At 62.2% G+C, this 15036-nt stretch carries 17 protein-coding genes; 7 read left to right on the top strand and 10 right to left on the bottom strand.

Translation table 11 applies throughout. The features are described 5' to 3' along the window. From trxB to RhoBH5_RS28725, 5 genes are all read right to left on the bottom strand, one after another. Positions 1 to 849: thioredoxin-disulfide reductase (gene trxB / locus RhoBH5_RS28745; RefSeq protein ID WP_270009104.1), on the bottom strand; the 849-nt coding region annotated here is incomplete at its 3' end. 41 nt (positions 850 to 890) lie between these two features. Next, the gene (locus tag RhoBH5_RS28740) at positions 891 to 1307 is read right to left on the bottom strand and encodes an arsenate reductase ArsC (RefSeq protein WP_270009103.1); all 417 of its coding nucleotides are present in this window, start codon (positions 1305 to 1307) and stop codon (positions 891 to 893) included. Positions 1308 to 1348: 41 nt separating this feature from the next. Further along, positions 1349 to 2005: an arsenate reductase ArsC gene (locus tag RhoBH5_RS28735; RefSeq protein ID WP_442972476.1), complete on the bottom strand. Its 657-nt coding sequence runs from the start codon at positions 2003 to 2005 to the stop codon at positions 1349 to 1351. A 24-nt stretch (positions 2006 to 2029) separates the two neighbouring features. Beyond that, positions 2030 to 3127, bottom strand: coding sequence for an ACR3 family arsenite efflux transporter (arsB, locus tag RhoBH5_RS28730; RefSeq protein WP_270009102.1), 1098 nt, complete (start codon positions 3125 to 3127; stop codon positions 2030 to 2032). After that, on the bottom strand, positions 3124 to 3510 hold the full coding sequence (locus RhoBH5_RS28725) for an ArsR/SmtB family transcription factor (protein ID WP_270009101.1): 387 nt from the start codon (positions 3508 to 3510) through the stop codon (positions 3124 to 3126). Before RhoBH5_RS28725 ends, arsB begins: the two co-directional genes overlap by 4 nt. A gap of 117 nt (positions 3511 to 3627) precedes the next feature. Here RhoBH5_RS28725 and RhoBH5_RS28720 point away from each other — a divergent pair, with 117 nt between their 5' ends. Further along, entirely contained in the window at positions 3628 to 4470 is an 843-nt protein-coding gene (locus RhoBH5_RS28720) for a hypothetical protein (RefSeq protein ID WP_270009100.1), read from the top strand. Between the two features lie 22 nt (positions 4471 to 4492). Here RhoBH5_RS28720 and RhoBH5_RS28715 read toward each other — a convergent pair whose 3' ends face one another. Further along, positions 4493 to 5377: a helix-turn-helix domain-containing GNAT family N-acetyltransferase gene (locus tag RhoBH5_RS28715; RefSeq protein WP_270009099.1), complete on the bottom strand. Its 885-nt coding sequence runs from the start codon at positions 5375 to 5377 to the stop codon at positions 4493 to 4495. Positions 5378 to 5475: 98 nt separating this feature from the next. On the opposite strand from RhoBH5_RS28715, the gene RhoBH5_RS28710 reads away from it, so the two are divergent. The 4 genes from RhoBH5_RS28710 (at position 5476) to RhoBH5_RS28695 (ending at position 9497) form a co-directional block, all read left to right on the top strand. Further along, positions 5476 to 6828: an NAD(P)-binding domain-containing protein gene (locus tag RhoBH5_RS28710; RefSeq protein WP_270009098.1), complete on the top strand. Its 1353-nt coding sequence runs from the start codon at positions 5476 to 5478 to the stop codon at positions 6826 to 6828. 10 nt (positions 6829 to 6838) lie between these two features. Beyond that, on the top strand, positions 6839 to 8077 hold the full coding sequence (locus RhoBH5_RS28705; RefSeq protein ID WP_270009097.1) for an MFS transporter: 1239 nt from the start codon (positions 6839 to 6841) through the stop codon (positions 8075 to 8077). 17 nt (positions 8078 to 8094) lie between these two features. Next, positions 8095 to 9165, top strand: a complete 1071-nt coding sequence (locus tag RhoBH5_RS28700) for a flavin-containing monooxygenase (protein ID WP_270009096.1) — start codon at positions 8095 to 8097, stop codon at positions 9163 to 9165. Between the two features lie 194 nt (positions 9166 to 9359). Then, entirely contained in the window at positions 9360 to 9497 is a 138-nt protein-coding gene (locus RhoBH5_RS28695) for a hypothetical protein (protein ID WP_270009106.1), read from the top strand. A gap of 307 nt (positions 9498 to 9804) precedes the next feature. Here the strand turns inward: RhoBH5_RS28695 and RhoBH5_RS28690 are convergent, their stop codons facing one another. After that, on the bottom strand, positions 9805 to 10791 hold the full coding sequence (locus tag RhoBH5_RS28690) for a DUF2971 domain-containing protein (protein ID WP_151531095.1): 987 nt from the start codon (positions 10789 to 10791) through the stop codon (positions 9805 to 9807). A gap of 493 nt (positions 10792 to 11284) precedes the next feature. Between RhoBH5_RS28690 and RhoBH5_RS28685 the strand changes: the two genes are divergently transcribed. Further along, a complete protein-coding gene (locus RhoBH5_RS28685) occupies positions 11285 to 11911 on the top strand; it encodes a recombinase family protein (RefSeq protein ID WP_252858645.1) in 627 nt (208 codons plus the stop codon). Between the two features lie 338 nt (positions 11912 to 12249). Next, positions 12250 to 12651 carry a hypothetical protein gene (locus RhoBH5_RS28680; RefSeq protein WP_270009095.1) on the top strand — a complete coding sequence of 134 codons (402 nt, stop codon included), beginning with the start codon at positions 12250 to 12252 and terminating at the stop codon, positions 12649 to 12651. Between the two features lie 72 nt (positions 12652 to 12723). Here RhoBH5_RS28680 and RhoBH5_RS28675 read toward each other — a convergent pair whose 3' ends face one another. From RhoBH5_RS28675 to RhoBH5_RS32745, 3 genes are all read right to left on the bottom strand, one after another. Then, positions 12724 to 13386, bottom strand: coding sequence for a TetR/AcrR family transcriptional regulator (locus tag RhoBH5_RS28675; protein ID WP_270009094.1), 663 nt, complete (start codon positions 13384 to 13386; stop codon positions 12724 to 12726). 105 nt (positions 13387 to 13491) lie between these two features. Further along, entirely contained in the window at positions 13492 to 14592 is a 1101-nt protein-coding gene (locus RhoBH5_RS28670) for a DUF2637 domain-containing protein (RefSeq protein ID WP_270009093.1), read from the bottom strand. Between the two features lie 81 nt (positions 14593 to 14673). After that, on the bottom strand, positions 14674 to 14973 hold the full coding sequence (locus RhoBH5_RS32745) for a ParB family protein (protein ID WP_353802335.1): 300 nt from the start codon (positions 14971 to 14973) through the stop codon (positions 14674 to 14676). Positions 14974 to 15036 lie beyond the last annotated feature (63 nt).

Genomic DNA, 15036 nt, shown 5'->3' with positions numbered 1-15036 from the left:
ATCGACCAGGTCACCGGCAGCGAAGACGCCGTCGACGGAGGTCGCGGTGGAACCGGGAGCGACGCGCACGTATCCGGCGTCGTCGAGATCGACCTGGCCCTTGACGAGCTCACTGCGCGGGTCGTGGCCGATGGCGACGAACATGCCGGTGATCTCGAGTGTGGAGGTCTCACCGGTGACGGTGTCACGAACGACGAGCCCGGTGACGCTGTTCTCGCCGAGGACCTCGACGGGCTCCGTATTGGTCAGGAAGCGGATCTTCTCGTTGGCCTTGGCGCGCTCGAGCATGATCCGTGAGGCGCGGAATTCCTCGCGGCGGTGCACCAGGGTGACCGAGCGAGCGAAGCGGGTCAGGAATGTTGCCTCTTCCATCGCGGAGTCGCCGCCGCCGACCACGACGATGTCCTGGTCGCGGAAGAAGAAGCCGTCGCAGGTGGCGCAGGCGCTGACGCCGCGGCCGAGGAGGCGTTCTTCACCGGGAATGCCGAGGTAGCGGGCTGCCGCGCCCATGGCGAGGATGATCGCGTGCGCGGCGTACGTTTCGCCGTTCGCGACGACCGTCTTGATCGGGCCGCTGAGGTCGATCTCTTCGACGTCCTCGGTGCGGATGTCGGTGTCGAAGCGAAGTGCCTGCTCACGCATCTGTTCCATCAGGTCGGGGCCCATGATTCCTTCGCGGAATCCGGGGAAGTTCTCGACCTCGGTGGTGGTCATGAGGGCGCCACCGAACTGGGTTCCCTCGAAGAGCAGGGGCGCGAGCTCAGCGCGCGCGGTGTAGACACCAGCGGTGTAGCCGGCCGGTCCGGAACCGACAATGATGACGTCGTGGACCGTGGACGGGATGGTCATAGTGTCTCTTTCACGGGATCGAATACGGGCAGCGCGAGCGGTCAGCGCGATACCGACGGGGCGGTGAGTTCGGTGATCAGAGCCTGGACGCGGGTTTTGATCTCGTCGCGGATCGGGCGGACCGCATCGATGCCTTGACCGGCGGGATCGTCGAGGACCCAGTCGCGGTAGCTCTTGCCGGGGAAGATCGGGCAGGTGTCGCCGCAGCCCATCGTGATCACGACATCGGAGTCCTGGACGGCGTCGGTGGTGAGGATTTTCGGGGTCTGGGCGGAGATGTCGATTCCGAGTTCTGCCATCGCCTCGACCGCGGCGGAGTTGATGGTCTCCGCTGGGGCGGATCCGGCGGACCGGACCTCGATGGCATCGCCGGCGAGGTGGCTCAGGAATCCGGCGGCCATCTGCGATCGGCCGGCGTTGTGGACACACACGAACAGGACGCTGGGCTTGTTGGTCATGAGGATGAAGGTTCCCTTCGAAGACGGAAGTAAGAGGTCGGTCAGACGGCGACGGGTGTGGTTAGTTCGGTGAGCAGCGCGATCACCCGGGCATCGAGGTCGTCGCGGATTGCCCGCACCACCTCGAGGGGTTGCCCGTCTGGGTCGTCGAGAGCCCAGTCGAGGTACCGCTTGCCCGGGTAGACGACGCACGCGTCGCCGCAGCCCATCGAGACGACGCAGTCCGCTGCGGCGACCACGTCATCGGTGAGCGGTTTCGGGAACTCGTCGGCGAGATCGATCCCGATCTCGGCCATCGCCGCGGTGACGGCGGGGTTGATCTCGTGGACCGGCGCGGATCCGGCCGAGCGCACATGAACGCGGCCGCGGGCGTGGTGATCGAGCAGTGCCGCCGCCATCTGCGACCGCCCCGCGTTGTGCACGCACACGAACAGAACTTCGGGCACGTCCTTGGCGAGTGCTCCGCTGGACTGGGCCAGTGCGGTGAGGCGGTCGGCAGCGAACCGCGCTGCGAGCGAGGTGAGATGGGTGTGGATCTTCGCGGTCCGGCGCAGCGCCGTATAGGACTCGAAGACGTAGCGTTCGACGGTTTGCGGGGAGAAGACGCCGATGTATTTTGCTGCCAGGTCTTGCGCGGTGCGCGAGAGAACGGCTTGTGGGGCGAGGAGATCGGGCTGGGCGCGGTGCTCGTTCATCATGACTCCCGAAGAGTTGTAGGTGACTTACGTAGCCGTGGGTGCGGGTGAAACCTCTTTGACGGCAAAGCGTTTACGCAGAGCAAGGGAGACATAGACCAAGCCCACCAGCACCGGTACCTCGATGAGCGGACCGACGACACCAGCCAAGGCTTGGCCGGAGGTAGCGCCGTAGGTGGCGATGGCTACGGCGATCGCGAGTTCGAAGTTGTTGCCCGCCGCGGTGAAGGCGAGCGTGGTGGTGCGTTCGTAGCCCAATCCGATTGCGGCGCCGAGGATGTAGCCTCCGCCCCACATGAGTGCGAAGTACGCCAGCAGTGGCAACGCGATCCGGACGACATCCCAAGGCTGGGAGGTGATCTGTTCGCCCTGCATCGAGAAGAGCACGACGATGGTGAACAGCAGACCGTAGAGCGCCCAGGGGCTGATCTTGGGGATGAACTTGTTGTCGTACCAGTCGCGGCCTTTGGCGCGTTCGCCGAAGAAGCGGGACAGAAAACCTGCCAGCAGCGGGATACCGAGGAAGATCAGGACCGATTTCGCGATCTGCCACGGTGAGGTGTCGATGGTGGTCTGTTCGAGGCCGAGCCACCCGGGCAGGACCGAGAGGTAGAACCAACCGAGCACGGCGAACATGATCACCTGGAACACCGAATTGATGGCGACCAGCACCGCGGCGGCTTCGCGGTCTCCGCAGGCCAGGTCGTTCCAGATGATCACCATCGCGATGCAGCGAGCGAGACCGACGATGATCAAACCGGTTCGGTATTCCGGCAGGTCAGGCAGAAACAGCCAGGCGAGGGCGAACATCAGCGCCGGGCCGAGAACCCAGTTCAGGAACAGCGAGCCCGCGAGGAGTTTCTTGTCCCCGGTGACTGTGTCGAGGCGGTCGTAGCGGACCTTCGCCAGGACCGGGTACATCATGATCAGCAGACCGAGGGCGATCGGTAGCGAGATGCCGTCGATCTGCACCTTGTCCAGGGCAGTGTTCACACCGGGGATCCAGCGTCCAACCAGCAGGCCGACGACCATGGCCACGCCGATCCAGACCGCCAGATAGCGGTCGAGGGTGGAGAGTTTTCCGACGACTTCGGGGTGTTCGGTGGTGGCAGCGGTGTTGCTCATGCGGTGACCTCTGCGCAAGCGTCCGCGGCACTCACGGTCGCACCTTCTACCAGCAGAACGGCGGAAAGCTGTTGCAGCGCAGCCGGAATAACCCAGTAGTACACCCAGGTGCCGCGACGTTCACAGTCGAGCAGCCCGGCCTGGCGCAACACCTTGAGGTGATGCGAGATCGTCGGCTGGGACAGGTCGAACGTATCCGAGATGTCGCAGACGCAGGCTTCACCACCCTCGTGACTTGCCACCAAGCTGAGCAGGCGGAGGCGGACGGGATCGCCGAGGGCTTTGAACATCCGGGCCAGGTCGCCGGCCCAATCTTCGGTCAACGGTTCGCGCACCAGTGGGGAGCAGCAGGCGCCGGTCTCCGCCACATCTTGATTCGACATACTTCAATATTGACAGTTTTCGAATCAACGCGCAACCAACCGGAGATGAACATCCGCCTCCGCGATTGCCAATGCGACACTGATTCGAAACCCCACATTCGACGATCGGACCGGACGATGACCAGCAAGCCCGACGTAGAACAGCGCCACCTGACAAGGCTCTCAGCTTTCGTGCTGCGCGCACGGCGGGTCAAAGCGCACTCGCTCTACGAGGACTTCGAAGCGCTCGAGCGGATCGGCACCGTGCCTTTCGAGTTCGACGTCAGCGCCGATGGCGTCTGGATGACACAGCGTCTACCACCGGAGGAAGTGGTGGAATCAGCTGCAGCTCGGGTGCGGCCCCTGCTCCTCAAGGAAGAAGATGCGCATTTCCAGCACACGTTGACCGCACTGGGGTGGATGCTGCGTGGCAACGATCGCGCCGATGTCGCTCAGGTTCTTGCCGGGCTCAAACAGGGGTGGGCGGAATTCGATCCGAGGGGCCGCGGAACCCTGGCCTACGCGGTGCAGACCGGCCGCGTGGATGAAGAAGAGGTCTCGCCGATGATCTCGGATAATGTCCTCGCATTCGCCTGGATCTACGGCGATGTCGTACACGGCGACTCCAAACGCCTCGCCGAGACGGAGCAGCACGGCGTACGCGAGCGCTACCGCGCAGCGGCACCTCTCGTCTGCAGACTGATCATGCAAACTACCGCCACGCTCCATGTCATCGAGTGGCTCATCGGCCTGGGCTTACTGTCGCTACCCGACGAGCTTTTCGAACGGGAAGTCGTCGTCACGGATCCCGTGTTTCGGGAACAAGGGCAAGTGCACATGGCGCCTGTGGGAACGAAGGTTCCGGAATCGCTGAATGGTGACCTCGGCCCCGAGTGGCGGCGCCTGACAATTCCCACACCCGGAAAACCCGCGGAATCAATGTTCGACGTCGACAGCACCGATACTCCAACCCAGGAGTGAGCACCGCCACCGTCAGGGCAACTCAGATAGGAGCAGCCGCTGATCGCCGTTCGAGCAGGACCGTGTCGCGCCAGATGCCGTCGAGTTGAGCAATCTTTTCCCGGATCCCGATGGTGCGGAAGCCTGCCGAATGGTGCAGTGAAACGGAGGCGCGGTTTTCGGGGAAGATCGACGTCTGCAGCGTCCAGAGTCCGTCCGCGTCGGCTGCCATGACTTGCTTGCGTAGCAACGCTTTTCCGACACCCCGTCCGCGCATACCGTCGGCGACATACACGGAATTTTCGGCAACTCCGCGGTAGCAGTCCCGCCCGGACACCGGACTCAGGGCCGCCCAGCCGACGACGACATCGTCGATGGTGGCAACCCAGCGATGGTTCGGCAGCCACTGCGCATCGAGATACTCCCGACTGGGGACTTCGGTGGTGAAGGTGGCGTTGCGCGTGGCAATGCCTTCGCCGTAGATCCGCAGAACAGCGTCCCAGTCGTCATCGGACATGGCCCGGACGGCGACGTCGTCGGGAAGATCGCTCGGGCAGCACGGCCGCGGCGCGAGAACTCCCATCACGATGTCGGCGGCCTGCGGCAACGCGACGCAGCACGTCGGATTCATCGCGACAACGGTGCTGGTCCCCTCTTTGCGCAGGCTGACGAATCCCACGTCAGCGAGCTTGCGCACATGGTGGGAGACCGTGGGCTGCCCGATCCCCAACGCCTCGGCGAGCGCCCCGATCGTGATTCCGCCGGCAGCGCTCGCGACGCGGTGCAGCAGCCGCACCCGCATCGGTTCGGCCAGGCACGCGAACCACTGTGCGTACGTGTCGGCGTCAGCTTGCTCGAGCACGTTCGAGTCGATCCAGCCCTGATCCGAATCGCCGACGCGCACCGTCGGGGTCTGCAGCGATGTCATGCACACACTATATCGACCTTCGTCGATGGTTGCATTCATCGACTGATGTCGATACAGTTCGATTAAAGATCGATTGTTGTCGATGAAAGGAATCTGTGATGACCGAACTACCCGTTGTCGTGATCGGAGCCGGACCGATCGGCCTCGCCGCCGCCGCGCAACTGCGCGAACGAGGACTCACGCCGCTGGTGTTCGAGCGAGGCGCCGTCGCCGGTACGGCGATCGCCGAATGGAATCATGTCCGCCTCTTCTCCCGCTGGTCAGAGCTGGTCGACCCGGCTGCCCGCCTCCTCCTCGAGCAGAACGGGTGGAGCGCTCCCGACGGGGATGCGTACCCGACCGGACAGCAGTGGCGGCAGCTCTACCTCGAACCCCTCGCCGCGGCCCTCGGTGATGCAGTGCAGTTCGACACCGAGGTGATCGGCGTCGCCCGACGTGGCCGCGACCTGGTCGTCGACGCCGGCCGCGACAGCGAACCTCTCTCCATTCACCTGCGCCGCGCCGACGGCAGCGAGGACCGCGTCTTCGCTCAGGCCGTCGTCGATGCGTCCGGTACCTGGGGCACCCCGAATCCGCTCGGCGGGGAAGGACTGCCCGCCCTCGGCGAGAGGGCTGCCGGATCCGCGATCACCTACCGTGTGCCCGATCTCGACGACGAGGCGGTGCGTGCCCAGTTCGCCGGCAAGCACACTGTCATCGCAGGCAGCGGCCATTCCGCATTGACCGCGATCGTCGCGTTGGCGGGCCTCGAGGCGGACGCCCCCGGTACGCGGATCACGTGGGCTGTTCGCCGCGGGAGCGTCGGTTCCGCGTTCGGCGGCGGCGAATCGGACGAGCTGCCCGCTCGCGGCGCACTCGGATTGCGTGCGAAGAAGGCCGTCGACGACGGACTTCTCACCGTCGTCACCGGTTTCCGCACCGCCGCCGTCGAATCCGCCGACAATGGTCAGCTCGCATTGGTGTCCGACGCCGGTGCCCGCATCGGGAACGTCGACAACGTCGTCACCTTGACCGGATTCCGCCCGGACCTGTCGTGGCTGTCGGAAATCCGACTGGGCCTGGACCCGGTGCTGCAGGCCCCGACACAGTTGGCGCCGCTGATCGACCCGAACGTCCACTCCTGCGGCACGGTGTATCCGCACGGCGCAAAGGAACTTCGTCACCCCGAACCGGGTGTGTACCTGGCGGGGATGAAGAGCTACGGCCGCGCACCGACGTTCCTGGCGATGACCGGGTACGAGCAGGTCCGCAGCATCGCCGCAGAACTCGCCGGCGATCACGAGGCCGCCGCCCGGGTGGAGTTGATCCTCCCGGAAACCGGAGTCTGCGGCGGCGCAGGTGTTTTCGACGAACCCGACACCGCGGAATCCGAGGGCGGCTGCTGCGCGGCACCTGCTCCGGAACTGATCTCTCTGTCCAGCCCCTCGGGCAGTTCCAACTCCTGCGGATAGGGCACAGCCGATGACGACCATCGAGGATCCACCGCAGCGCCCCGTCAGCCTCGATCCGTCGGGGCTGCGGCGGGTCCTGGTGGCGCTGTGTCTGACCGAAATCACCAGCTGGGGAATCCTGTACTACGCGTTTCCTGTTCTGTCGGTGGCCATTTCCCGCGATACCGGATGGTCGACCTCGGTGATCGTGGCGGCGTTCTCCGTCAGCCAACTCGTCGCCGCCCTCGTCGGCATCCCGGCGGGACGGATCCTCGATCGCCACGGGCCCCGATGGGTCATGACCGCCGGTTCCGTACTCGCCGTACCCGCATTGGTGGTCATCGCGACAGCTCACACCCTCCCACTGTTTTTCGCGGGTTGGGTGTTCGCCGGTGTTGCAATGGGCGCCGTGCTGTATCCACCGGCATTCGCCGCCCTGACTCGCTGGTACGGCGACAACTACGTCAAAGCACTGATGATTCTCACCCTCGCCGCAGGCCTGGCCAGCACGGTGTTTGCGCCACTTTCTGTCACTCTGGCCGATCGTTTCGATTGGCGCACAACCTACCTGGTCCTCGCCGCCGTACTGGCTGTGATCACCATCCCCGGACACATCTGGGGTTTGCGAGGCGGCTGGCCCGACCCGATCCGGCTACCCCACGCGCAGCCCGGCGACTACCACCGCACCTCCCGCAGCCTCCCATTCCTTGCTCTGATCGTCGCCCTCGCTGCAGCTGCCTTCGCCGCCTCCGCCGGCGTCTTCAACCTCGTACCGCTGCTGATCGAACGCGGTTTCAGTCCCAGCCTCGCCGCACTCACCCTCGGATTGGGAGGTGCCGGTCAGGTCATCGGCCGCATCTTCTACCTACCACTTGCAGCGAAGACCAGTGTCCGCGTGCGCACGGTATCGGTCATCGTCGTGGCTGCCCTGAGCACCGCGTGGTTGGGTCTGGCGAGCTCGGCGGCGGCGTTGATCGGGATCGCCATCGGTGCCGGACTGGTTCGCGGCATCTTCACCCTGATTCAAGCCACCGCCATCACCGACCGCTGGGGAGGCGAACACTACGGGCGCCTCAACGGGCTGATGTCCGCGCCGATCGTCATCGTCATGGCCTTGGCGCCGTGGGCCGGCACCGTGCTTTCCACCTGGACCGGGAGCTACGCCCGCGCGTATCTCGTCCTCGGAGCGATTGCCCTCGTCGGCGCCGTGATCAGCGCAGCAACCATCCCCACCCTCCGTACCACCACAACGATTCCGATCACTTCCTGACCGAAAGACAAATTCTCATGACGTACTACGACGCGATCGTCGTCGGTGGCGGTCAGTCCGGTCTGGCCGCAGCCCATCATCTGCGCCGCCAGCGGCTCGACACCGCGATCATCGAAGCCGGTAGCGAGCCCGTCGGCTCCTGGCCGCACTATTACGACAGCCTCGCCCTGTTTTCACCAGCGAAGTACAGCTCCCTCCCTGGTTTACCGTTCGGCGGCGACGGTGACCGCTATCCCGGACGCGACGAAGTCGTCGACTATCTCCGCCGCTACGCGAAGACCCTGGACGTGGACATGCACGTCAACGAACGAGCCGACACCGTTACCACCAATGAGGGCCAGTTCACCGTCCGGACCGACAGCGGATCCGTCTTCACTGCACCTCGAATCATCGCCGCCACAGGCGGATTCGGAACTCCACACAGTCCCGCACTGAAGGGACTGGACGCCTTCCCTGGGACTGTTGTGCACGCCGCCGACTACCGCGAACCCACCACGTACATGGGGCAGAACGTCATCGTGGTCGGCGCAGGGAACTCCGCCGTACAGATCGCCGCCGAGGTCGCCGAATCCGCCAATGTGATCCTGGCCAGCCGCAACCCCGTGAAATTCGCCCCGCAACGCCCTCTACGACGAGACATGCACTTCTGGTTCAAGTACACCGGAATCGACACCCTCCCGATCGGACACCTACTCTCGCAGCCACCGACGTCGCCGGTGTTCGACACCGGCCGCTACCGCGCCGCACTCACCGCCGGTACACCGCAACACCGTGCCATGTTCACCAAACTCGAAGGAAACCAAGCCTTCTGGCCCGACGACACCACAACAACCGTCGACACGATCATCCTCGCCACCGGATACACACCCAACCTGAACTACCTCACAGAACTCGGGGCACTCACCGACACCGGCCATCCCCACCACAAGAAAGGCCTGTCCACCACCCACCCCGGACTCGGATACGTGGGACTGGAATGGCAACGAAGCCTCTCGTCCGCATCCCTACGCGGGGTAGGCCGCGACGCGCACCACGTGGTCCGGCGACTCACACCTGCTGACGCTGCTCGGTTGCATCCGACCGAATAATTCCCGGTCAGCTCTTGCTTGCATAGCGCCCGCACATGGCCTGACCTCCTCGTAGTCGGTTCCCGTCCCATTGAACAGCGTGGGTCCGACTTCCGCGTCAAACGGCGTGTGATGATCTGTGCGAGTACGTCGTCGACTGTCACGGAAGGGGAAGTGCGATCACCAGTCCTCGGCCGGCGCCCACGGATGTTGCGTTGGCGATCGTGGCCGCAACGGTCCTCGGTGTCACGGTTGGGGTTCTCCTCGCCGACGTGGTGGCCGGTGTCGCGGTCGGGGCCGGTACCGCGGTGGTGTTCCGTTTCGTGTTGCGGACGATCATCACCCGAAAATGATCGACTGCGCTGGTCAGCGGCGTGGAATAGCTTTCGCAGGTGTTCGATTCTTTGCACCCCAGAAATTCCGCTTCGAGCGCACACTTGCCGAGAGCTGCAATACGGGCGCCGACGATTTGTGGTGATAAATGAGAATCAGGTCGCCGCACGTAACCGATCTGCACGGATTTTTGCAGGTCAGGACCCTAGCTTTCGCTTCAGTCTGGTCAGTGTGGCGACCTGAGGCTCGTCGCGGGTTCAAGAATAGTTCGGGGACCCGACATCTTCGCGGCGCCGGACGCCGCCGGTCAGTCGAGCAGTCGCGGGTTCAACCCCGATACGGCACTTTTGATCTCTCTAGATCAACCTCGCCGATCGCGTACCCGTTGGCTTCCAACATCTGACGAACTGCTCTCTCTCGTAGATCTGGCGCATTACCTGGCCCGATCACCACCTTCACAATGGCGTCACGGGGAAAACCGATCTCGATGTACGGAACCACGCCTCCAGTACCGTAGCTTCCCTGCCGGAAATTCAGTCGCGCGGACGCCTCAGTGAACATAGCGATAAGTCGCCATTCTTTCTCAGCTTGGAATGATTCATCTTTCAGAGTCATGCACAACCGACCGGCGGCGTTGAACATCTCCGTGACAAAGCTGAAGTAGTTAACCGCAGCTGGCTTTTCCGAAATACGTGAACGGAGGAAGGCTTTAACCAAATTCAAGTTTTCGGCCCGCGCCTCGTCGCCATAGAAGATGGGTCGCGGCCCAGGGATCGGAGCATCAACCCAACCGCTTCCGTCCGGTTCCATTCGGTTTCCTGCTTTGTAATCCCAGCATTGGTAGGTCAGCTCCGCAAGCTTCGCCCGATCGAAACCTACGGCGAAACCATCACCACCTGCATATCCACGCCACTGCCCGAGCGAGTCACGTTCGGTAGTAAAGCAAGTGACATACCCGTTCGCCCATTTCCAATCGTATGGCATCTGCGGCTGTGACTCGTCTACGAGAGCCGCAAGCGACCAGGCGGCGGCTCGAAGTGCATGTTTCTTTGGTCCAAGGTACGACGGATCTCGGTGGTCGGGCCCCTCGGTCGTGAAGAAGTCACCACACTCCCTCCGCTCTTCCTCTGTGAGGTCAGGTAGTTCCTGAGCCAAGGAGTGAAAGATCTCGGCCATCAACCCGGCACTGTATTTGAGTTCCTGGGCATCATTTAGATACTTTATATCGGTTCCCCAGAGCTTTTGACTTTTGATAATGCCGGAGAAGCCTCCGAAGTTTGTGTAGTGATAGAGGATGTCATTCTCGTCGGTCACGATTTTGATAGTACTGCAGTCACCTGACAACTTTTTTTGCAGGAGGATCCCACTAATACTCACGCCTCCCTCGTTCCAATCCAGTCAACGGGCTTGCAAAACCGCCCTGAGCAGCGCGGAACTTAGCATCAACATGCGTCTATCTATCACAGAACATGCGTGGAAAACATGTTCAGCAACGTATAGAGCTGCTTCCTCATTGCCTCCATAGTTCTGGGATCCTGGACAATCGGGCTGTGGTCGCCGGCACAGGCAGAGCAGGTGAGCGATTCATGGTCGCGGGTTCTGTCCTCTACCTATGCGGCTGCGTCGAAACCAAACACGCGCTCAGCTCGCCCCTGCGGGTTTAAGTGTGCGTTTTGACCCTCGTCATACCGGACGGTGGAGAACGGGCGTCTGGGCGCGACTGACGTGGCGAAATTTCGTTCCGAAACGTCCAATTTTGGTGTCCGTTGGATTTGTCCGTTATGGCATAGGCTCTAGTGGACAATTCGTGTTCGGCAGTGGGGGTGGCGTGAAAATCGGGTATGCGCGGTGCAGTACGGTCCGGCAGGACACGGCGGTTCAGGTGGATCTTCTGGTGAAGGCCGGTGTGGATCGTGACATGGTCTATGTCGATCATGGTGTCAGTGGTCGGCAGGCTCGTCGTCCGGGTTTGGATAATGCGATCAACGCGGCTCGGGCCGGCGATGTGTTTTGTGTGACGAAGCTTGATCGGTTGTCTCGCTCGGCGAAGGATTTGCATGAGACGGTCGAGCGGATCGCGGAGAAGGGTGTGTCGCTGTCGATTGATGGTCAGGTGTACGACCCGGCTGATCCGATGGGGAAGATGTTCATTGGCATTCTTGCGTTGATGGCGGAGTTCGAGTCGGATCTGATTCGTTCGCGCACGCGTGATGCTGTTGCCGCCGCGACGGCTGCTGGGAAGATGAAAGGTAGGCCGCACAAGCTCTCACCGGAGGAGCGTGCGTACCTACTGCAAATTTATGAGACGGGTCAGTTTAAGATCGAAACTCTGTGTAAGAACACGGGTTTGAAGCGTTCGTCGTTGTATACCAATATTCAGCTTGCGCGGATCGAGCGGGAAGCTAGCGACCGGACCCCTCGGGTCGAGAACTGAGCCCGAAGGCGGGGTCCGGCCGCTAAGTCAATGGTGCCGGTGTTGTCGGTCTAGTTGTCCCTCAAGCAATTTCGTTGCCCGTAGTTTGGATCAGGGAGGGTACAGTCTCGTCAGCGCACCTCCACACACGAAGACCCTTGCGGCGCATGAGGAATAATACAGAAATGGCGACCTCCCCCATGCCAACAGAAACTGTGAAACCGACACGGGCCCGGTATCTGATGGCCTTTGCCGCAGCAACTTTCATTCTCAGCAGCTGCGCCAACACAAGCATTGATGGAAACATTCCGCCCACGTCCACAGCGCCTACACCACTGACGGGCGGAACACACACCACAATGGACGCCGTCACTGCTACGCTCCCACCAGTATTGGCCCAGAACAGCATCTGCTCACAAGGCTCGAACACCGAAGCCGGCGACCTCTACCTGCTTTGCACCGTCTCGCCCGCATCACCACTCCACCAAGGGCTCTCCGACAACAACATCAGTTATCTCGTCTGGGTGAACACAACCGAAGCCGAACGAACACTCCAGGACTGGCGCGACGGTGACCGACCCGAACTCGTCACCGAAAACGCCACACACACCGCAGCCGCTCGCCTCGAGTACCGCGACGCCGTCAACTCCGTGCACTACGTCGACACCATCAACGGCCTCAACATCGACATCACCGGAGGTGGATTGCCAACAGCGGAAGCAGCGACAACCTTCCTCCGCCTCGCCGATCTCATGAACTGAAAAGACAACTACCGACCACCACGCAGATTCACAGGTCGCCCCGTACGGCTTGGTGCAAGTCCCCGAGACCGATTACTGGACAGTCCCTGGTTCGCAGTTCTGTCGTTTTTCAACATTGCGCAGCTGTGCTGTTACCGCGTCTTCGATGCGGGTTGCGAGGTCGATGTCTTCTCGCAGGGTTGCTGATGCGTTGGCGGCTCCGATGGTGCCGGCGCAGAGGTTCCATGCGAGTCGGTGTGTTGTGGGGGTGTCGGTGAGTTCGCCTTCGGTGAGGGCTGTTTCGATGATGTCGCTGATGGCATCGACCCAGTGAGCGAAGGCTGCGCCGTTGTCGATGGTGGGTTCGAGGGTGAGTTTCATGCCGGCGCGCAGGTTGGTGTTCTCAGCAATTTGATGCGCGAGGGACGTGAAGATCATTGTCAGCTTCTCCCCTGCCGTGGTGCTCGGCCCGGTGGCTGCTGCTTCGCTGATGGATTCGTTGACGGTTCGGTTCCAATCAGCGATGAGGCTCCCTGCGATGGCTTCCTTGGACGGGAAGTGGAAGTAGATGGCGCCCTTGGTGAATGCTCCGGTAGCGAGGATGGCATTGATGCTACTGGCGCCGTATCCGTCGGTATCGAAGTGTTGTGCGGCTACTGAGACGATCGCTTCTCGTGTTCGCACTGCTCGGGCTTGTGTGGTGCGTGCGGTGCTGCCGGTGGGGCGGCCGATGTGGGGCCGAATAGTATTGCTCATGGTCACAGGTGCTTTCTGTGGCTTGGTCCTGGTGGTGTTGCTGCACTGCCAGGACCTCTGTTGTTTTTGAGGGTGGGGCTGCTGAGGCGCTGGGCCTCGCCGGTGTCAGTGCGCTGCTGCGAGTTCGCGGTCGGTGGTGTTCTCTGAGGACCGGAGGTCGGGCAGTGGCGGGCTCGTGAATCCTGCTTCCCGGGCTGCGATATCGAACTTCTCGTACCGGCGCCACGCTGTCGAGATTGCGACGGGCGGTTTCGATTCCATCGCGATGGTCTCCCATGTGAGGTTCGGGTTCGTGAGCTTGCGGACTGCGGTGTCCTTCACGTCCTTCTTGAGATTCGAGGTGGCGATGAACGCCATGAGGTCGTCCATTGCGGTGTCGCCGTCGGCGGCTTGGGCCTCTTCGGTGTCTTGACGGTTCAGTGCCTCTGTCGCGGTTTCTTGAGGGTCGAAGTCGTCGTGACGTTCAGCCATCATTGCGTCGGCGAAAAACGGTTCTGCAAAGTCCGCAAGATCGTCTCCCCGGTCGATCTGTGTCACCGTGTTTGTCGTGTCCTCGTTTCGTTCCGCTTCGACCAGCTCTGCAACATTGGGTTTGGTCTCTCCGCGAGAGCTGGAGTCGCGGAAAGGTTCCCGGCTCACGGTCAGATCAGTCGCAATGCTCTTTGCATGCTCACTGTCGGTGACGTTTTCGACGATCGCACGGTAGGCGGCGTATGCCATTCCGACTGCCTTCACCAGGATCGTGATGCCGTGTGTGAATGCCAGGACCAGGGCCGGCGGAATGATCGCTATGGCCGCTGCGATGGCCGGCGCTAGTGGAATGAACCCGAGGTCTCCCCCACCATCGATTGACTCCTGTGCAGCGATTGCTGCGTGATAGGCGTGGTACGCGTTGCCCAGGATGCTGATCACGACGACGCTGACTGCGAGGGCGATGTAGAAGCCTCTGTCGCGTCGGTTCATCTTGAGCTTGCTGATGATGACGATGGCGATGGTGGAGCCGAGGATTGCGCTGTCGACGATCGCGGGGAAAATCCAGGTCAGATTTTCCGGGATGAGTGCTTGCCGGGCGAGGTCTCGTTGCACGGCGAAGGAGAGTATGAATGCGCCGGTAGTGATGCCGAGTGCGATGACGATTGCGAGTGCGAGTGCGGCGAGCAATGCGCCTAGCTGAATACGGGCAGCCCTGAGGCTAAAGTCGGTCATGATCGGGTTTCTTCCTTCAAGTGGTTTCCCGGTCTGGAGCCTCGCCGGTTGCATCCGGCGGGGCTCCTTCGTTTGTGTAGGTCAGTCGTCTGAGATTGGGCGGCCGCTGGGAAGTGCGCCGGTTTCTGCTTCGTATTGGTTGCCACTGTTGTGCACTGTCTCCCGGCGTTCCGCCTCTGCCGCCAGCGCTTTCTCCACGAATTGCGACCAGGATTTGTCGTCCTCGAGGTGGCTTGTGTTTCGGTAAGCACCTCGGGCGCGACTGAATACCTCTTGGTCGACGTAAACCGTAATACGTTTAGGCTTAGGCTTTTCCACAACTGACGGTGTGGGCTGTGGAAGCGGGGCGACCGGCGCGGGAGTGCGGTTGGATCTCTGCATTCGAGACAGGTCACCAGTCACGTTCCGCGGAGGTAGCGCCGTGAGCTTTCGGTCGGGCCGGTC

The sequence above is a fragment of the Rhodococcus sp. BH5 genome, from assembly GCF_027583855.1.
GTDB lineage: Bacteria > Actinomycetota > Actinomycetes > Mycobacteriales > Mycobacteriaceae > Rhodococcus_F > Rhodococcus_F qingshengii.
Note: the sequence above shows the minus strand (reverse complement) of the source record. Positions and strands in the feature narration are given on the sequence as shown.